We start from the raw sequence: 20,162 nt of genomic DNA, 5'->3' as shown, positions 1-20,162 counted from the left end.
CATTTATCGTTTTACGATTCGATGCTATTCCGATTAACCCGCTTGCGGTATACCATTTATCGTTTTACGGATCGATGCTATACCGATTACATCATTTAATTATTTGCTATACTTGTAATCTATTTTTTAATAGGTTGTAAAAATTCTCAGAACCCTTTATTGGTTCTGCTGTTTTCCCTACCAGCTTGTGCAATTGCAAACGAATGAGTGTAGCTTGCGTACTAGCATTCATATCCCCTTCGTATAATCCTTTACCGAGATGAACCGCCACAGGCATATCTGGATAATACTCATCAGATTTAACTTGGGCTACATTTGGTGCAGTCGGTGAATGCTCTATTTCCCTTGAAAACCCGCCATCCGGACGTTTAAGCTTTTCCATATTATCCACTGTAATTTGAATGATTTCCTCAAGTTCCTGAATCGGTATATCAAGATTAATATAGGATAATAGATCAATAGGATTTCGAATGTAGCACATATCCTTTGCTATTTCAGTTCGTAAACAATGAAGAATACTTTGATACATCTTTTCAACTCTCGGCATAGGTAAACCAAACTTATGATAGAAGGTATGTAGTTTAAATGTCCCTGAGATGCGCACATACATACTACCTTCTCCCCAAAGCCCTGTTTCTGGATCTTGTATGCTCTCTAAATAATTTGCAGCTACCTGAATCATTTTTTCCTGTCTGTTTTTATCCATTTGCCCGATATACATGCAAGAGGATGCTAATAAATCACAGCCACGCCAACTATTCACTAAACTAATGCTTTTCCATTTATTTAGATATGCTTCTTCGGAATACACATAAATTGGTGCTTTATTGAGGTCTACTGGTGACGGATAGAGTGGCTCTCCACCCAATCGCTGTAGAGAATTTAATGAATAATTGATGGCTCTGCTTACCATTACTTCATCATGCTTCATATTAGGATCTTCATCCAAGAAATAACCTGTTTCTGGGTCTTGTTTATCTTGGAAAAAAGAAACAAATTTTGCCCGTACTTCTACGGGCATTTTAGTAAATAATTCATTTCTTGATAAGATGTTTAAAGCTTGGGCAGTTGATTCGATATCAGGCGTAAAGGAGCTATCAGAAACAGAACTTTTTGCATAATAAAAACCGCCTGTGACCGGATCATATTGTCCTGCCAGCCACTCAAAGAATCCATCGAATAAAGAATCTAATTTGTTAAAGGATTTGGTATAATACATTTCTGTAGCTCTCCTTCTATATTTAGTTTAAATTGACTACTCCTTCATTGAGCCAAGCATAGCTCCCTTTGTGAAGTATTTTTGTAGGAATGGGTAAACCATTAATACAGGTATTGTAGCGACAACAATTACTGCCATTTTGATTGTAATGTCTGGCGGTGGAATATTTGTAAATTCAGAGCTATCGTAGCTAAGCCCACTCGCAAGAACAACAATTTGTCTTAGCAATACTTGAATTGGCCATTTTGCCGCATCATTGATATAAAGGATTGCATGCATATAAGTGTTCCAGTATGCAACAGCGTAGAACAAGGAAACGGTTGCAAGAGCTGGCTTTGAAATTGGCATTACGATTCTAAATAGTACTCCAAAATCGTTACAGCCATCAATTTTAGCTGATTCAATTAATCCTTCCGGTAATCCCATGATGAAGCTTCGTAAAATTATCATGTTAAATACGTTGATTGTGACCGGTACAATTAATGCTGCATAACTATCAAGTAAACCTGTTTCTTTTACAATTAAGAATGTTGGTATCATTCCACCACTAAATAGCATTGTGAATACGAATAGGAACAAGATTTGCCTTCTACCAACCAGATCTCTACGTGACAATCCGTAAGCTGTTAATAATGAAATGAACATACTCCATAACGTTCCGATGAGGGTAACCCCTATTGAAACGAACAATGCTTTAAAAATTGTATTAGTTGAGAATATATACTTATAAGCATCTAAACTAAAAACAGTTGGAAATAAGACAAAACGTTTATCTGCTAACTCTGCACTTGTTGTAAATGATGCCGCAATTACATGTATAAAGGGCAGGACCATTGTTAGTGCAATTACAACAAGTAGTAAATAATTTCCCCATCGAAAGATACGACTTCCGAGCTGTTTTTCTCCAACCATGCTCTCACTCCTTTTGTCTTAATAGATACCTTCTTCTCCAAATTTCTTAGCCATTCTGTTTGCAAAGACAACTAGAACTAAACCAACTAGACCTTTAAATAAACCGACTGCTGTACTATAGCTGTATTGTCCTTGTAATAATCCAGTTGTATATACATACGTATCAAAAATTTCTGCAACATTTCGGTTTGATGCATTTAATAATAGGTATACATGTTCAAAACCAAGCTCTAGAACGTCACCGATTTTTAGGATAAGAAGAACAATAATAACTGGGCGAATTGCAGGTAAAGTAATATGCCAAATTTGACGTAGTTTACTTGCACCATCCATTTTTGCTGCTTCATATAAACCAGGATCTACCCCAGAGATTGCAGCTAAGTAAATAATGGTTCCCCAACCAGCACTTTGCCACACAACTTGTGTGATATAAATCGGTCTGAACCAATCCGAATTCATTAAGAAGTTCACCTTATCTAATCCTAAACTCACTAATAATTCGTTTATTAGCCCGCCATCCATTGTTAAAAGCACAAAGCTAATTGAAACAATAATTACCCAACTCATAAAGTGTGGAATATAGATGAGTGACTGTATCGTTCTTTTAAAGAAAAGATTTTTGACCTCGTTTAACATTAATGCCAAAATAATCGGAATTGGAAACGCTATAAAAATATGCAATCCAAAAAGTACAAGTGTATTTCTAAAAATCATCCAGAAGTCTGAATCTGTAAAGAGGCGTGTAAAGTGTTCAAATCCGACCCAATCACTTCCAAGGATCCCTTGATATGGTTTGTAATCTTGGAATGAAATCACGAGACCTAACATTGGAACGTACTTGTAAATAAGTAAGTACAACAAACCTGGAAGGATCATCAAATATAATAATTTATTTTTGAATATGCGCCTTTTTAATTCGGCCTTAAAACTTCTTTGCAAATCGGTACTAGAAACTTGCTTTGTTTTGTTTAATGCTAGTTCCGTTTGACTGTTTTGTTCAACAACTGTTTCTGACTTCACCCTCATCTTCCTTTCATCTTATAATCGTAATCTTGAATGCATTTGCTTTTAAAGGCTTGTCATGCAAATACATTGGGAGATATTCATGTTACCGTTTTTGGAACAAACCTTATACTTGTATTGTGTAAATCTTTTTACATTTCGTAAATAATCAAAGTTTCATATACTCAGTAGATTATGAGAGTATATGAGACTTTGAAGACTTATCTTAGATTATGATTATACTGTCCACTTCTTTTTTTCGTTAAAAATGATTGTTTATTTGCAGTTAAATATGGGATGAGCCATTGTAAAACCGCAAGTGTAAACAGAACGATTGGAATACTCTCTGCTTCAATGCCATTAACAAAAGTTAAGAATATGATTATTCCAAAACCCCTACCTAAATTGATAATTGTCTCCCTTAAAACAACTGCTTCTGTTCTAAAGTTTGATTTTAACGGGAGCTGGCCTATCATGTTATAGTAATAGGCCTCATATGAATTTCCTTGCAATGGCTTGAATATGGAATAGATGGACATGAACAAAATCACCGTTAAGGCAGATAAATCAGTTAGTAAGAATATGGTCGAAAGTGTGAAACCAGCTGCAGAAATAACCAAATACTTCACAGTTCCTTCAGCATGGGCAAACCTTGAAATTAAATAGCTTGATATAATTGATAATGTTAGGAAAACAATGTTTAAGTAAGCTACTGTCTGTTCCTTTAGAAAGATCTCATATAACAAAATGGACGGAATGAACGATAATATTCCATGAGGAAAACCTAAAACAAACCATCCAAGTAACGATTTCTTAAACCCTGGTTCCCTTTTTGCGATTAATGGTAGATACTTCATGTAATAGGATGTATGATGATTTTCTTCTTTTTTCAACTTCAAGCTTCCCATTGCAGCAATTGCAAACATTACAAATGCAGCACCAAAGACAATCATATAACCTTCAAATCCCGAGTATAAGCCAATGATAAATCCTGCAATTGCCGGTCCTGAAAGATTTGTTCCATTCATTACAATGGTGTTTATTCCTAGAACCCGTAGGCGATTTTCGTCCGTTGAAACCTCATGAACAATTGTAAAATATCCCAACCAATATAAAGCCTGCGAAATTCCTTTCATGATTGCAAATAGAAGATAGAAAGTCACGATTTGTTCTTGAGCCAATAAAATAAAGAGATAAAAGAATGCGGTGATAAAGATACCTAATCGATACGCGAGTAGTTTTCCTTTTCTTTTGGCAAATTTACCTATTGAGAATGTTGTAAATGCCTGGGCAAGAATAGCTACTAAATTGAAGATTGCATTAATAAATAAACTATTGGTTAATCTCCATAAATAAATATTGAGAAAGATTAAAGACATCGAATTTCCGAATTGGTAAATCGCATGATTCACCAGGGAAATTACCGCTTGCTCATTTAATCTCCTCGCCTTTTCAATGCGGAACATATGGTACACTTCCCTAAAATACAGATTAATAGAATAGCAGGTAGAGTTACCCATTTATTCAGTTAGATGATGTAATAAAATAAAAGGCTGTATGGACAGCCTTTTATTTTAGCATTAAGAGTTCGATGAATTATTTAGACTTTTTATAAGACTCGTTAAATTCTTTAATTACATCGTTCCCGCCAGACTTTTTCCAATCTTCAATTGCTTTTTCAAAGCCTGCTTTATCAAGATCTCCTAAGATATACTGATATGTCGCATCTTTGATTTTTTGACCGAGAAGCTCACCTTTTTCTGCAAAAGTAGCAGAGTCAAGAGCATTTGTTGGATTATGAATTAAGTATTTCTCATTGTCGATGATTAACTCTTCTGCTTTTTCCTTAGCAGGTAATGTGAATACTCCTTCATATCTTCCGTTTGTCTTAGGCTCACCAATTTCAATTGCTTGGTAAGGTTTTACTTCACGATTTGTTAAATCTTGGTCCTCAGATGCTAAAGCTCTACCATCTTGTACTTCGTAGTGTTCACCTTCAATACCCCAGAAAATTAGATTAGCAATTTCAGGAGTAGCTAATTTATCAAAGAAACCTAGAATTCCTTTTAATTCTTCTTCTGATTCAACAGCAGATTTAGGGAATAATACTACGTTACCGTAACCAGGAATTGCCCATACGCCAAATTCTCCATTTGGACCTTTAATGTTATTATGAACATCGTACTCAATGTCAGGATTTAGGGCTACTGCATCCTTGTGAAGACTTACAACGTCAGCCATTGAACCAATATACATTCCTGCAGTACCATTTTTAAAGAATGCTTGTTGATCTTCTTTACTTGTTACAGGGAAGTCTTGGTTAATATACCCATTGTCACGAAGGTCTTTAAAGAAATCCATTGTTTGGACATATTCATCAAACATAAATTCCGGAAGAAGTTCTCCGTCCTTTTCGCCCCACTCATTTGGTGTTCCAAACCAAGATGAAACTGTTTTAAATGCTCCATATACTAAATCACTTCGGTCAGTTAATCCAAATGTATCATCTTTACCATTACCATCTGGATCTTTTTCAGTAAATGCTTTAGCCATTTCATAAATATCCTCAGTTGTTTCAGGAGTTCCTAGACCTAAATTCTTAGCCCAGTCGCTTCTATAAATTAAACCTTGGCGAGATAATGGTCTTCCTTGATAGATTGAATAAATTTTTCCATCAACAGCTGTATTAGCTAAAATTTGTTCATTTAGTTTACTTAAGTTTGGAAACTCGTCTAAGTATGGACCGATTTCCCAGAACTGGCCATCACGAATTGCTTCTTTAAATTGGACGAATGTAGTCTGGTTTTTTAAGAATACTGCTTCTGGTAACGTTTCTGTTGCAAACGCTGTATTCAGTTTTTCCTCATAGCTAGTATCAGGAGTCCACTGAATGGTTAGATCCACTCCTGTTTTTTCCTCTAACAGCTTTTCAATCTTGTCAGATGGAACCTCAGGTGTGTGAAGGTTAGCCATAAGTGTAAAACTAACTTTCTCATTTGATTCTTTTGGCTTGTCAGAGTCTTTCGCATCTGAAGCGCTTTCATTCGAACAAGCAGCTAATCCGCCAACCCCTAACATCAATGCAAGGGACAAGCCTAAAAACTTCTTCTTACTTTGTTTCAAAGTAATTCCCCCTATTTATTTTTTTGGTACATCTTAAATTTATCTCCATGATCGTATGATGTGAATAATCAATTTCTCACATGTCCTTATAATATCAAGGTTTGTAAACACTTACATTGATGATTATTAGAAAATGATTATCACATTTACAAAAGTTTCGAAACTTTCACAAAGTGGATAAAAAAAGTGAAGGCATAATTTCAGCCCTCACCTTACTATCTTTGAAACTACTTATTTAACTTTCTGGTAAGCTTCATTGTACTCTTTAATTACATTTTCCCCACCAGATTTTTTCCAATCCTCAATCGCTTTCTCAAATCCAGCCTCATCAAGATCACCGAGAATATATTGATATGTTGCATCAATCATTTTTTGATTCAGAAGTTCTCCTCTTTCTGCAAAAGTAGGTGAATCAAGTGGAATTGTTGGGTCATGAATTAAATAATTTTCATTTTCTACTATTAGTTTTTCAGCCTTTTGTTTTGCTGGAAGAGTATGGACTCCTTCATATCTTCCGTTAGTCTTTGGTTCACCAATTTCAAGTGACTGATATGGTTTTACTTCTCTTGTTGTTAATTCAGTATCCTCTGAGTTAAGTGCTCCACCATCCTGAACGGTATAGTGTTCTCCCTCGATTCCCCAGAATATCATGTTTGAGATTTCAGGTGTAACTAATTTATCGAAGAAACCAAGGATATCTTTTATTTCTTCTTCACTTTTAACTGCTGATTTCGGGAATAATACAACGTTTCCGTATCCTGGGATAGCCCAGATACCGAATTCTCCATTAGGACCTACAATTTTATTATGAACATCAAATTCTACATCTGGGTTAAGTTGTTTCGCATCTTTATCAATACTAATGACGTCTGACATTGATCCAATGTACATACCAGCCGTTCCGTTTTTAAAGAATGCTTGCTGATCTTCTTTACTTGTTACCGGGAAGTCTTGGTTAATATAGCCGTTATCACGTAGCTTTTTCATAAAGTCCATCGTTTGTTTATACTCATCAAACATAAACTCTGGAAGAAGTTTTCCATCCTTTTCACCCCAGTTGTTTGGAGTTCCAAACCAAGATGCTACAGTTTTAAATGCACCATATGATAAGTCAGCACGGTCAGTTATTCCAAATGTGTCATCTTTACCATTTCCGTCTGGATCATCTTCCGTAAATGCTCTTGCCATTTCATAAATATCATCTATTGTTTCTGGGGTTCCTAAGCCTAAGTTTTCTGCCCAATCTTTTCTATAAATCAAACCTTGGCGAGATAATGATCTACCTTGATATAACGAATAGATTTTTCCATCAACAGCAGTGTTTTCTAAGATTTGTTCATTTAACTTACTTAGGTTTGGAAACTCGTCTAAATATGGGCCAATTTCCCAAAACTGTCCATCACGGATTGCTTCCTTAAATTGAATGAATGTTGTTTGATTCTTTAGGAAAACAGCCTCTGGCAGTGTTTCAGTCGCAAATGCTGTATTTAACTTTTCTTCATAACTCGTATCTGGAGTCCATTGGATAGTCAAATCAACATCTGTCTTTTCCTCTAGGAGCTTTTCGATCCTATCAGATGGAACTTCTGGGGTGTAAAGGTTTGCCATAATCGTGAAACTAGTTTTACCATCTTTATTTGTGTTGTTAGAAGCACCAGAGCTTGAACATGCAGCCAGACCACCTGCTCCTAGCATAAATGCTAAAGACAAACCTAAAAGTTTCTTTTTACTATTTTTCAAAACTATTTACCTCCTAACAGGAATGTTTATTACTCTCTCAATCTATTTGAATTAAGGGGTTCCGTAAATAATCACTATCTTAGTTACTCTTATTATATATGGCTCTATAGGCATTTACGAGATGGGATAGTAAGAAATTGATTACCTATTTATAGGAAAAAATATTATTCTAGTCAACTTATTTTAACTCTAAAATTAATAAAAGTAGCCGCGAACAGCGACTACTTTCTCATTTAGATAGATAAATTTATTTTTCCATTTCTTTAAATGCTTGATCCGCTAATTTTGCAATTGTCATGTCATCCATTGGGGGATTATGAAGTCCCGCTCTTACATCTCGATAATAGCGTTGTAACGGATTTGATTTTTGAAGGCTCTTGGCTCCAACAATCCGCATTGCTTTATCTACAACGGAAATAGCGCTATTTGTAGCAATATATTTCGCAAGCCCGAGCTCTGGACCAAGCTGACTTCGATCAGCAGTCCTGTCCCATTTATCAGCAATTGCATAAAGAATATGGCGGGCCTTTAAAAGCTCTGCTTCCATTTCTCCCACATTCCGCCTGACATTTGGAATCGCTTTAATCGGTCCATTTAGGCTGTTAGGTGAATATTCATTTGCAAATTTCACAGCATAATTTCTTGCTGCAATTGCAATTCCTAAGTAGCATGCCGGTATATGAAGCAGCCAACCATTTGGAATTGCTTTTTGCTCAGGGGTTACCATTTCAACTAAATCATCTTCATTCAACTCAACATTTGTTAGAACAAGGTCGTGACTCCCTGTACCTCTCATCGAAATTGTGTTCCAGGTTTCTTCGATTGCAACTCCAGCCTTAGACCTTTCAACTAAAAACTCCCCAATTTGGTCCGTCCCTTCTATTGAGGCAATTACACCAAAATAATCGAGGACTGGTGACATTGTTGTAAAAGATTTTCTTCCAGACAGGACCCACTTATCCCCATCTTTTCTAGCTGATGTTTGAGGTTTACCTCCCCTCGTTGGGCTTCCTGTTTGAGGTTCAGTTGCCGCTCGATTATAAAGAGCACCTTGTAAAACCTCTTTTGCATAAAATGATCGCTTCTCTTCCGTCCAACGCTTTTTATCAAACAAATCCATAGTTGCGCCTAAATGCCATCCGATTGATAAAGTGGTTGAGCCATCTCCTACAGCAAGTCGTTCTTGAAGTAATACGAAGTCATATAAGGAAAGCCCTTCTTTCCCACCATATTCCTTTGGAACGGAAAGGCTAGTATATCCTGTATTTATTAGTTCCTCTATATTTAATAGAGGGAACTCACCTGTTTCATCATACTCTGCCGCTCTTTCGTTAAATTTATCAGCTAATTTACTTGCCAGATTATATAAGCGTTCTTGTTTCTCTGTTTTAATAAATGAAATGGGCATTTTCACCTCTCCTTTTTTGAACACCCTTACGTTATTTACTTTTTATTATACTATTCCTATTGGAATAAATAAAAAAGGATGCCTTAATATGAGGATGTGATACTTAATGAGATAATGATTATTTCTGATTTAATAAAAAAAACTAGATAAAACAGGACTTGTTTTACCTAGCTTATTATTATCGATTTAGTCATTATCATTTTTATCGTCATCATCTTCGTGCTTTTTATGACGATGCATTGGAATATATCCGTGTTCTTTGATCTTCTGGTAATGTTCGTCTAACCAGTTCAGTTTTTTATCTGCTTTTTCTTTTGTAAGGACACCATATTCAACATATTTATTTATTATCTCTTTTTTTGTTTCAAGAAGATCAAGATACAGCTTATCAAGCTCTTGCTTTTGCTGATCCGTTAGTTCCACCTTTGGCTTTTGGTCAACGTTCCCCATTTCAGCAGATGCTTGAATTTCACCTACTAACAAAAAGCTTAGAAATAAAGCTAAACCAGTAAAAATTATTCTTTTCATTATGATACTCCCTTTCTTCTCATGTACAAAACTCGTTTATAGTATCCATTATTATCCACTTTTTATACTAAATATTTTGCATATCAAAAGGCAGCCAAATGGCTGCCTTTTTTTAAGATACTTTTTGCTTTTCTTTAATTGACTGTGCTTTTGTTCTTTTCGCCTTTGTTCCAATCAGTACAAGAGCAATTACGATTAGTGCTTCAAATGTGTACCTAAACCATGGATTATCAAAGAAGTCTTGTAGAAAGGGCTCTCCTACAATCATTTTTGCTGCTGTATAGGAAAGGATGGCTGCACCGAATGTAACAATGATTGGGAAACGGTCAATTAATTTAATGAACAACGTACTTCCCCAAACCATGATTGGGACCGATATGATTAGCCCAGTTATGACCAGAACAAAGCTACCATGTGCTGCACCCGCTACTCCTAGAACATTATCGAGTCCCATTAAAGCATCTGCTACAATAATCGTCCTTACTGCAGCTGCAAAAGATCCCTTGGCCTCTATATTATGTTCGTCTTGGTCATCAACAAGAAGCTTATACGCAATCCAAATGAGTAGTACTCCACCTACTAGATGTAATCCAGGTAACTCAAGGAGCCAAACAACAACTAATGTAGCTGCAGCACGAATGATGATTGCTCCAACAGTTCCCCAAATGATTGCTTTTTTTTGCTGTTCCTTTGGTAAATTTCTTGCGGCTAAACCGATAACAATCGCATTATCGCCTGCTAAGACGAGATCAATTACTATTATCGAAAATAGAGCTGAAAAAAACTCTGCTGAAAACAATTCCATAAGTAATTCACCTCGGGATTAGGTTTCCCTAATCTTTCATGAAATTGTTCTTTAAATAATGGTATCACATTGGAAAAATATATTATAATCATTACAACGATTCATCTTAACCACATATAGTATTAGTAGGATATTTATTTTTCCTTGAGGAAATGGGGAGTATGAAATGAAGAAGTTGATTCCTTTTGGTTACTTCGCTTCGATTGTTTTGATATTATCTGGAATTCTTTACTTTTTTGCTGCTAACTGGCCTGAATTTTCACGGTATGAAAAACTTTCACTTTCGGTTGCTGCAATGCTTTTGTTTTATTTGTTATCTGTGCTTTCCACAAAACTTCTGTCCCAACAAGTATTTTTAGGGAAATGGTTGTTAGTGGCCGGTGCAATTACCTTTGGTTTATCTATTGCATTAATTGGTCAAATTTATAATTCTCATGCAGACAGTTATGTCCTATTTCTTGTTTGGCTAGTACCAGTTTTACTGCTTGCAATAAGCACAAATTATGCTCCTTTTTCCATTATGAGCTTTATCCTTTTTCATCTCGCATATTGGTTCTATATGAATCCCTCATCGTACTTCATTGTTCGCACAGACTTTCAAGAGTGGCTCATATATCTTGTAATTGCTGTACTTAATCTTATCCTCTTTATCCTTACCTTTACTCCGGTATTGGATAATAAGGCAATTCGCTATATGTCTTATACGATGACCCATATTATGTTAATCGGAATGAGTATTTTCGAACTGTATGAACCATATAGTGGCTGGACGAATGTCTTATATATTTTGTTTGCTGCCATTTGTTATTTTTATCTGGCAACGAAGAAAATTGATAAGTATCTTTCCATTATTCTATTCACAATGGTCAGTATATACGTTTGTACAAAGATTATTGAAATCCCGTTTTTATTCGGAGATTCAATAGGATATCTTGGCTTGCAAATAGTAGGTTCGATTGCCTCGATCGCTCTAATTATCGGCGGAATCTTGTTGGCTAGGCATTTATCATCTAAACATTCAGAAGCTCCAATAGGTCAAGCGATTAAAGGCACATTAATCGTGATTGTTACACTCATTGGTTCTTTCATGTTTTCGATTAGCTTTGGAGGAGTTCTCTTCCTGTTATTCTCTAGCTTCTATGCTACAGTTGTTTTGAGCTTATTATTTATTTCTACAGGTTTATTTGTGAAAAAGCTTGGGCCATATGTCCGAAACACGCTACTGTTTATCGGATTTTTCTCAGGTCTACTGGAAGCATTTTTCCTGTCTACACCCATTACAATTTTCTTTTTAATCGTATCTATTGTCGTAACTGTGGTCATGAAAGATGGAATCATAAGATTCTTGAGTTACACAACAACCATTGGTTGTTTAGTGAACCTAATTTTAGATGAATTAGAAATGTGGGTTCATTTAGAATCCGTATTCATATGTTTTGCACTAGTCAATGCCATCATTTATTATTTTGTTCGACAGCAAGTTGCATTAAAACGAATAAGTTTGTTTTACGCTTTACTTTTTTTCTACGCTCTTACCTTTTTAGATAATTTGGTTTGGCAGGAAATTATCTATAGCTTATTGTTTTTTATCATAACAACAATACTTGTTCTTTTCTTCTCTCGAATAGATGATTTATTTCTATTTAGAATGACATTATTGTTCTGGATTGCTCTATTTATTTCAACTTATTATGACCTTGTTTGGTCACTTGTACACAAATCACTATCACTGCTTCTGATCGGCCTAATTTTCTTCGTAATCACACAATTCTTTGAACGAAGGACTGGAAAAAATGAATTAAAGAAAGAAAAGGTTTTTACGAAAAAGCAGTGGAGTCTTCTTGGACTCATTCTTCTTTTGCAGTTGGCAATTGTGGGATACCAAATTGGGACTAGTGAATCATTATTAAATAACGGTAAAGAAATTACACTTGAGTTAGCACCTGTTGACCCACGTTCGATGCTTCAGGGTGACTATGTTGTCTTGCGTTATGAAATTGCAGAAGTCAATGAATTAAAAAATGTACATTCAGGTAATAAAGTGTTTATTATTGCGAAAGAAGACCAAGATGGTATCTATCAACGGGAGAAAATACTCACTTCTATTGATCCTCGTGACTATAAACTTGCTCAAGATGAGGTTCTTATTGCCGGTAAGTATAATGGTTATAATGGTATTATCATCGGTATAGAAAGTTATTTTGTTAAAGAAGGTACAGGATTAGACTTACAGCGTCATGCAAAGTACGCTAAAGTGAAAGTTTCGAAAAACGGAAATGCATTACTACATTCGATTGAGTAGGAGGCCACCTGGCCTCCTTTTTTCATGAAAAATACGATACTATACAACTTATCATGATATAATTTATACGTATTATAAAGTGAAGGGGAGAATCGAGAAATGTTACAAAACCTATATGAATCTTTAGACAAAAAATATACTGAAATGGTTGATATTCGACGTTATTTACACCAACACCCAGAAGTTTCATTTAAAGAATATAAAACTGCTGAATACATCTCGAATTTTTATAAGAATTTGGGAATTGAAGTGCGTACAAATGTAGGCGGCAATGGTGTTGTAGCGAAAATCCATGGAAACAAACCAGGTCCAACTGTAGCTTTACGCGCTGATTTCGATGCCCTTCCAATTCAGGATGAAAAGGATGTACCTTATAAATCAACTGTCCCTGGTGTCATGCATGCTTGTGGACATGATGGACATACCGCTACATTGCTAGTTTTAGCAAAAACACTTCATGAAATGAAGGAACAACTCGCAGGAACAGTGGTCCTCATCCACCAACATGCAGAAGAATTTGCTCCAGGTGGTGCTATTTCTATGATTGAAGATGGATGTCTTGAAGGTGTAGATGTCGTATTCGGTACTCATTTATGGGCAACAACACCTACTGGTTCGATTGAATACCGCGTTGGACCTATCATGGCTGCTGCAGATCGTTTTGAAGTTAAAATTCAAGGCTCAGGTGGCCATGGAGCACATCCACATACAACGAAGGATGCCGTTGTTATTGGGTCTCAGTTAGTTATGAACTTACAACAAATTGTGAGCAGACGTGTTGATCCAGTTGAATCTGCAGTTGTGTCAATTGGTTCGTTCGTTGCAGAAAATCCGTTTAACGTAATTGCAGACTCCGTAAAACTTGGAGGAACAGTAAGAACATTTAGTGAAGATGTCAGAGACCAAATCGAGCATGAAATTGAGCGAATTGTAAAAGGAACATGTATTGCAGCTGATTCCACTTACTCCTATGCCTTTCATCGTGGTTATCCTGCTGTCGTCAATCATAAAGAACAAACCGATTTCCTAGTTAAGGCTGCAGAAAATGTACCGGGAGTGACAAATGTTACGGAAACTGCACCTCAAATGGGTGGCGAGGATTTTGCTTATTATTTACAACATGTACCTGGAACTTTCTTCTTTACAGGTGCGAAGCCTGCTGATGTAACAGAAGCCTATCCACATCATCATCCAAAATTCGATATTGATGAAAAAGCAATGCTAATAGCTGCCAAAACATTAGGATCAGCAACATTAAATTATCTATCAGTTGCAAAATCAGAAGAAGCAACAGTATAAAAATAAAACGCAAGAATGTTATGTTTTCACAGCATTCTTGCGTTTTTATTATTGTAGTATTCGAATACGATAACAATTTTTTGCGACTTCACCTAAGTGATCGAGTAAATTGTAATTAGCATATGCCCCAACAACAGCTCCAACACCTGGAAGTAATTGAAGCATTTTTACGAAATCAATATAGTCACGGTATTCTTGTTGGAAGACACGCCAATCCATTTCCACTAGGCTCTCTTTCTCTACTTCCCAATTCTCGATAATTCCAAATGTTTTCTTCTTATGTTCATCACTAGAAAAAGCCAACTGGAACACATACAACAAGAAAAGACGTTCCTCATAATTTTTCGTATCGAACCCATGTATCGCTGCTACTTCAAATAAAAACTTCATCTTAATTGAAAGAAGCAAAGGAAAGTCGGCCAAGGCTAAAAAAAATCCTCCCGCCCCTGTTCCAGCCCCTTCTGCAGCTGCAGTTCGTCTATAGACTGTTAATTTTTCTTCTATTAGCTTTTCTTTTACCTGCAATGTCATTTCATCCGGATAGTTTCCCTTTGTAGTGTATTCTGAACCAACTAATGTAGCTTGAACCATCTTCTTGATGCTTTCGGTAACGACCGTGTGGGCCTTTTCAGGAATCATTTCGTTCACTTTTGTTTGAGCTTTTTTTGAAACACGTTGGAGCATAGTAGATTTTTTAATCAGCTTTTTTCGCCATTGAAATAATTCCTCTTCCACCTTTAACAGATATGAATCATCCATGCGCCTCTACCCTCTTTTCATTTAATACTTACTACGATTTAAAATAGGGATAGGTTTCAAATGATTAACTATACATCCGGTCAAGCCTTTGTACCTTCCCCTTTGTATAAACAAATACAAAAAGATAGACGAACACTAGACCTACAACCAATAATAAGAATGTTGTCGAGATTCCAACTGTTAGTAAAAGGATTACTGTAAATAAAACACATTGAACAACTAGTAACTGGAATAGAAACTGCAAATAAGAGGCTAACTTCGATTCTTCACTTACCGGATATAATCGAACCCATATTTTCAAGCTATGATGTCTCCATAATGTGATAAGCTGGTAGCCTGTTAAATACAAAAACAATAACATAACAAACGCTTTACCATATTGAAATGGGACGAAATAAATAATCAATCCGCCAATGATGGTTAGCCTCGTATACATTCCTAAGTAATCGCTTGTCCGCAAAAAGGTACGCGTATATAAATAGCGGAATGTATTTTTCTTAGAGTATGTAATTAGACCGGTAACCCAGTTAAGCCATGGCCGTTTTTTCACCCGCTCCTTTAGTTTAGGAACATCTGTGAATAAATTAGCAATTCGATAAAAAGTAAGCATTCTCTTTGACTCTAACTCGATTAATGTATTCCATTTCAAGCCTTTTCCTTCAACTGCCTTATGAAAATAAAGAAGCAGCCCGAGCATGAGTATTACGACACAACCGATAACTATGATCGATGCACCAGAAAATAATAAATACATAAGTACGATATTTAAAATCAGCCTGATTACGGTATCAGTATAATAAGTTGAGTTCTCCTGGTCATGCTGAGTTAACCATGTCAATAGCAGGTTCCATGCTTTGCTTAAAAGAACAATTACAAAAATAGCTGCTAAAGACGAAAAGGATTTATCTGAAACAGCAAGATATAAAGGCGCTGCAATTGCAAACACAATTAACAATAAGTAAATTTGAGAAAACAAGCTATACCAAAATGCCTTTTGAAAATAAGCAGTTAACTTCGTTTCTATAGGCAATAAGAAAACAAGGTCAGGCTCTTTCACTAAGGTTTGAACTCGACTTCTTGTCAATATAACCCCTAAAACAAGTGCAATTATTATCGCGTAAGGAAATTCCTTAGGAACATCCTGCAACCAATAATTATAGTAGTATGCCCCTCCCCCACCTAAAAAGAGAAGAGCGATTAGCAAATGGTCATTTAACATATACCGCATATAACGGCTTATTTCCTTAAAATGTTGGACCTGGCGCTTTTTCCATAGTTCTTTGATATCAATCATTTTCTTCTTCCTTTGTCAGGCTGATATATATATCATCGAGTGATGCATTCTCCATTTTAAATTGTCTGCGGAGATCTTCTAAGGCGCCTGAAGCCTTTACCTTTCCGTTATGTAAAATGATAAAGGAATCGCAATACTTTTCGGCAGTCGCTAAAATATGCGTGGACATTAAGATGCCCGCTCCTTGATTTTTCTTCTTATTCATTAGTTCTAACAAGGATTGAATACCAAGTGGGTCCAAACCTACAAAAGGTTCATCAATAATATAAACATCCGGCTCAACTAAAAAGGCACACATAATCATGACCTTTTGCTTCATTCCTTTTGAAAAATGAGCTGGGAAAAACTTTACCTTTTTTTCCATTCGAAATTCTCTTAATAAAGGTTCAAGCCTAGCTTCAAATACTTTCTTTTCAAGTCCATAGGCCATTGCTGTTAATTCAAGATGTTCATAGAGGGTTAACTCATCATAAAGGATTGGTGTTTCTGGAATAAAACTAAACTTGGATCGATAAGCTTCCATGTCCTCTTGAATCGTTTTCCCTTGAATATGGATAGACCCTTTTTTTGGCTCCATTAGGCCAATAATATGTTTAATTGTCGTGCTTTTCCCCGCACCGTTTAATCCGATTAATCCTACAATTTCGTTTTGATTAACTTTGAAGGAAACATCCTTAAGAACAGGATTTTGAGTGTAACCACCGGTTAGATTTTTTATCTCTAGTAGTGCCATGTAAAGCTCCCTTCTTACCTACTTATATTTCCTATATCATATCAAAAATTGCCATTTTTACATAGTTAAAAAAATTTGAATAGAACATATAAAAACGGCCATACTAATTTTTGAAGAGGGCAAGAAAAAAGCCTTTGATGTTAATCATCTACCTGGAATGAGGTGTTTGTTAAAGACAATATCCTTGTTTTAGACGACAGCTTTTTATACCTGTTATAAGGGGATGGTTACTTTGGGAAATGTGAGAGAAAAGTAAGTTCGAAACAAATTACCACTAACAAAATAAACATTATTTTGTAAATGAGGTGTTTGTTAAAGGCTACCTAGTCGCTTTATAAGTTGTATTAACTTATAAACATTAGACAAGGGGATGGTCCGCTTGAACTACGGAATTGACTCACTCCATTAGATAAAGACTTTCATTCCTAAAAAAAATGAGGTGTTTATCAAAGATACCGTTAACCTATAACAAAAGCCTTCTTCAAAAACAGGATGCATCCTTTGCGATCGCATCCTGTTTTCTTTTTTTAAAAATTTATTACAACATGAAAATTTTAACATCGAAAGAACATGTGATAAAATACTAGTTATTAACTGAATTTTGAAAGGAATGGACGTAAATGAGTGATTGTATTTTTTGTAAAATCATCAATGGAGAAATTCCAAGTGCAAAAGTTTTTGAAAATGAACACGTGTATGCCTTCCTAGACATCAGCCAAGTATCAAAAGGACATACTCTTGTTATCCCAAAAGTACATAAAGAAAATGTATTTGAATTAACGCCAGAAATTGCCCAAAATATCTTTGAAGTTGTTCCATCCATTGCAAATGCCATAAAAAAAGAATTCAATCCAATCGGTATGAATCTTTTGCAAAATAACGGTGAGCAAGCTGGACAATCTGTATTCCACTTCCACTTACACCTCATTCCTCGTTATGGAAAAGGCGATGGATTTGGCATTGTATGGAAGTCTCATGAAAGTCAGTACTCAGCCGATGATTTACAAAATATTGCCTCTAGCATTTCAAAATCAATCGAACAGAATTAACCCTAAAAAGGCAAGACTTACGGTCTTGTCTTTCTTTATGTCTTGAAAGCGCTATTTCGTGTTTTTTCTAAAAATTTCACTTTTTTTTTCATAAAAACATGATAAGATAACTTTATTCAACTAAAGCGACAAAATAGGAGGATTCAATCATGCAACGAGCATACAATTTTAATGCCGGTCCCTCTGCTCTCCCAATTGAAGTGTTAATTCGAGCCCAAGCCGAACTTAATAATTTCAAAGGAACTGGCATGTCTGTAATGGAATTAAGTCATCGTAGTAAAGAATATGACCAAGTACATCAACAAGCTATTTCTGATTTACGTAGTCTAATGCGTATTCCAGATGACTACCATGTATTATTTTTACAGGGTGGCGCTAGTTTACAATTCTCAATGATTCCCATGAACTTTCTAACTCCAGGTAAAAAAGGTGACTACATATTAACTGGTTCATGGTCTCAAAAAGCACTTGATGAGGCAAATAAACTTGGAGAAACCAATATAGTCGCATCCAGTAAAGAAGACAAATACAACTACATCCCTGAAATAGGTGAGAACGCTCATTCAGAGAACTCTGCTTACGTTCATATAACATCAAACAACACCATTTATGGGACACAATGGGAAAAGTACCCAACCTACACCAATGTGCCATTAATTGCAGATATGTCCAGTGATATTTTATGTAGAGAAATTAATGTGGAACAATTTGGGATGATCTATGCTGGTGCTCAAAAAAACCTTGGTCCATCTGGGGTAACTGTTGCTATCATTAAAGATTCCATATTAAAAGAAGGCAATAGTGATCTACCTACCATGCTGGATTACAAAACACATGTAAAATCTAATTCACTTTATAATACACCACCTACTTTTTCAATTTACATGCTTTCACTTGTGCTTGAATGGGTCAAGGAGCAAGGTGGCGTACCTGCGATTGAAGCGAAGAATAATGAAAAAGCAGCTCTTTTATATCATACAATTGATGAATCAGATGGTTTCTATAAAGCACATGCTAAAAAAGGCAGCCGTTCCACGATGAATGTGTCATACACACTTCCAAGCGAAGAGCTTACGAAAAAGTTTTTAGCACAAGCAAAGGAAAAAGGATTCGTAGGGTTAAATGGACATCGCTCAATTGGTGGTTGTCGTGCTTCTATATACAATGCGGTCCCTTATGATTCTGTTGAGGCCCTTGCCTCATTTATGAAGGCTTTTAAATCAGTTAATTAGAACTGTAAAATGGTCTAATAGTCTGGTATACTAATAGATAAGATTCTTGCAATAGGCAATGAGTGCACTATTGGAGAATCCAAAAATATAGCTTAGAAAAGCTGAGGAGAGATGAGAAATGAATACAAAAGTTTTAGTATTTTTAGCATTATTAGTTGGAATGGGTGCTGTACTGCACACAGTTATGCCGGGAATTTACCTAGGAATGAAGCCTGACTTATTGTTAATCTTCATGTTTTTAGGAATTATGTTATTCCCTGAAAAGAAATACGTGTTGCTTGTGGCAATTGTCGGCGGTGTGATTTCAGCATTAACAACAACCTTCCCAGGTGGTCAAATTGCGAACCCTGTCGATAAATTAATATCAGCATTCGTATTCTATGGCATGTTTACAGTTGCAAGAAAGCAGACACAATCACTAGTAATGGTATGTGCTATTACTGCAGTAGGAATTTTAGTTTCTGGATTTGTTTTCTTAAACACTGCACTTATTATTGCTGGTCTACCTGGAACATTCATCGGATTGTTCATCGGTGTAGTCATCCCAGCAACTGTAATGGGTACAATTGCAATGGCGATTATTTATCCAGTTGCACAACAAATTATAAGACGTACAAACTTTACAGTTAGTGCATAATCATGAATTTCTGGTGTCCGACCATTTGGCGGGCACCCTTTTTCTGTCCATTTTTTTGTGAAATAGTTAAAATCGATAGAACTGAATGAAGACTAATAGAATGAAAAAAAATTGATAGAA

Annotated in this window: 17 protein-coding genes; 5 read left to right on the top strand and 12 right to left on the bottom strand. The window is 35.8% G+C overall.

Annotation, left to right across the window (positions count from 1 at the left end; translation table 11 throughout):
• Window positions 1-106: 106 nt before the first annotated feature.
• The 9 genes from ACFSFW_RS14040 to ACFSFW_RS14000 form a co-directional block, all read right to left on the bottom strand.
• Window positions 107-1,219 carry a prenyltransferase/squalene oxidase repeat-containing protein gene (locus ACFSFW_RS14040; protein ID WP_388039159.1) on the bottom strand — a complete coding sequence of 371 codons (1,113 nt, stop codon included), beginning with the start codon at window positions 1,217-1,219 and terminating at the stop codon, window positions 107-109.
• 36 nt (window positions 1,220-1,255) lie between these two features.
• A complete protein-coding gene (locus tag ACFSFW_RS14035; RefSeq protein WP_099353404.1) occupies window positions 1,256-2,131 on the bottom strand; it encodes a carbohydrate ABC transporter permease in 876 nt (291 codons plus the stop codon).
• Between the two features lie 18 nt (window positions 2,132-2,149).
• Window positions 2,150-3,157, bottom strand: coding sequence for an ABC transporter permease (locus ACFSFW_RS14030; protein WP_388039157.1), 1,008 nt, complete (start codon window positions 3,155-3,157; stop codon window positions 2,150-2,152).
• Window positions 3,158-3,354: 197 nt separating this feature from the next.
• Window positions 3,355-4,599 carry an MFS transporter gene (locus ACFSFW_RS14025; protein WP_388039155.1) on the bottom strand — a complete coding sequence of 415 codons (1,245 nt, stop codon included), beginning with the start codon at window positions 4,597-4,599 and terminating at the stop codon, window positions 3,355-3,357.
• Window positions 4,600-4,729: 130 nt separating this feature from the next.
• Window positions 4,730-6,211 carry an extracellular solute-binding protein gene (locus ACFSFW_RS14020; RefSeq protein WP_388039225.1) on the bottom strand — a complete coding sequence of 494 codons (1,482 nt, stop codon included), beginning with the start codon at window positions 6,209-6,211 and terminating at the stop codon, window positions 4,730-4,732.
• Window positions 6,212-6,487: 276 nt separating this feature from the next.
• On the bottom strand, window positions 6,488-7,951 hold the full coding sequence (locus tag ACFSFW_RS14015) for an extracellular solute-binding protein (RefSeq protein WP_388039223.1): 1,464 nt from the start codon (window positions 7,949-7,951) through the stop codon (window positions 6,488-6,490).
• 292 nt (window positions 7,952-8,243) lie between these two features.
• Entirely contained in the window at window positions 8,244-9,404 is a 1,161-nt protein-coding gene (locus tag ACFSFW_RS14010; RefSeq protein ID WP_388039153.1) for an acyl-CoA dehydrogenase family protein, read from the bottom strand.
• A gap of 186 nt (window positions 9,405-9,590) precedes the next feature.
• Window positions 9,591-9,932 (bottom strand): YckD family protein, encoded by a 342-nt coding sequence (locus tag ACFSFW_RS14005; protein WP_304214539.1) that lies wholly within the window; start codon window positions 9,930-9,932, stop codon window positions 9,591-9,593.
• Window positions 9,933-10,044: 112 nt separating this feature from the next.
• Window positions 10,045-10,737 carry a TerC family protein gene (locus tag ACFSFW_RS14000; RefSeq protein WP_388039151.1) on the bottom strand — a complete coding sequence of 231 codons (693 nt, stop codon included), beginning with the start codon at window positions 10,735-10,737 and terminating at the stop codon, window positions 10,045-10,047.
• 166 nt (window positions 10,738-10,903) lie between these two features.
• On the opposite strand from ACFSFW_RS14000, the gene ACFSFW_RS13995 reads away from it, so the two are divergent.
• Together ACFSFW_RS13995 and ACFSFW_RS13990 are read left to right on the top strand one after the other, a co-directional pair.
• Window positions 10,904-13,039 (top strand): GDYXXLXY domain-containing protein, encoded by a 2,136-nt coding sequence (locus tag ACFSFW_RS13995; RefSeq protein ID WP_388039149.1) that lies wholly within the window; start codon window positions 10,904-10,906, stop codon window positions 13,037-13,039.
• 99 nt (window positions 13,040-13,138) lie between these two features.
• On the top strand, window positions 13,139-14,338 hold the full coding sequence (locus ACFSFW_RS13990; protein WP_304214542.1) for a M20 family metallopeptidase: 1,200 nt from the start codon (window positions 13,139-13,141) through the stop codon (window positions 14,336-14,338).
• 48 nt (window positions 14,339-14,386) lie between these two features.
• On the opposite strand, the gene ACFSFW_RS13985 is transcribed toward ACFSFW_RS13990, so the two are convergent.
• From ACFSFW_RS13985 to ACFSFW_RS13975, 3 genes are all read right to left on the bottom strand, one after another.
• Window positions 14,387-15,097 (bottom strand): EcsC family protein, encoded by a 711-nt coding sequence (locus tag ACFSFW_RS13985; RefSeq protein WP_388039147.1) that lies wholly within the window; start codon window positions 15,095-15,097, stop codon window positions 14,387-14,389.
• 64 nt (window positions 15,098-15,161) lie between these two features.
• A complete protein-coding gene (locus ACFSFW_RS13980) occupies window positions 15,162-16,391 on the bottom strand; it encodes an ABC transporter permease (RefSeq protein ID WP_388039146.1) in 1,230 nt (409 codons plus the stop codon).
• Window positions 16,384-17,124 carry an ABC transporter ATP-binding protein gene (locus ACFSFW_RS13975; RefSeq protein ID WP_099362456.1) on the bottom strand — a complete coding sequence of 247 codons (741 nt, stop codon included), beginning with the start codon at window positions 17,122-17,124 and terminating at the stop codon, window positions 16,384-16,386. Before ACFSFW_RS13975 ends, ACFSFW_RS13980 begins: the two co-directional genes overlap by 8 nt.
• Before the next feature lie 620 nt (window positions 17,125-17,744).
• Here ACFSFW_RS13975 and ACFSFW_RS13970 point away from each other — a divergent pair.
• The 3 genes from ACFSFW_RS13970 (at window position 17,745) to ACFSFW_RS13960 (ending at window position 20,042) form a co-directional block, all read left to right on the top strand.
• Window positions 17,745-18,173, top strand: a complete 429-nt coding sequence (locus ACFSFW_RS13970) for an HIT family protein (protein WP_099362457.1) — start codon at window positions 17,745-17,747, stop codon at window positions 18,171-18,173.
• Window positions 18,174-18,322: 149 nt separating this feature from the next.
• Window positions 18,323-19,405, top strand: a complete 1,083-nt coding sequence (gene serC / locus ACFSFW_RS13965) for a 3-phosphoserine/phosphohydroxythreonine transaminase (protein ID WP_388039144.1) — start codon at window positions 18,323-18,325, stop codon at window positions 19,403-19,405.
• 118 nt (window positions 19,406-19,523) lie between these two features.
• Window positions 19,524-20,042 (top strand): tryptophan transporter, encoded by a 519-nt coding sequence (locus ACFSFW_RS13960; RefSeq protein WP_304214550.1) that lies wholly within the window; start codon window positions 19,524-19,526, stop codon window positions 20,040-20,042.
• The last annotated feature ends 120 nt before the right edge of the window (window positions 20,043-20,162 follow it).

This window comes from Ferdinandcohnia salidurans, from assembly GCF_042680725.1.
In the GTDB taxonomy this organism is placed as follows: Bacteria; Bacillota; Bacilli; order Bacillales; family Bacillaceae_L; genus Ferdinandcohnia; species Ferdinandcohnia salidurans.
Note: the sequence above shows the minus strand (reverse complement) of the source record. Positions and strands in the feature narration are given on the sequence as shown.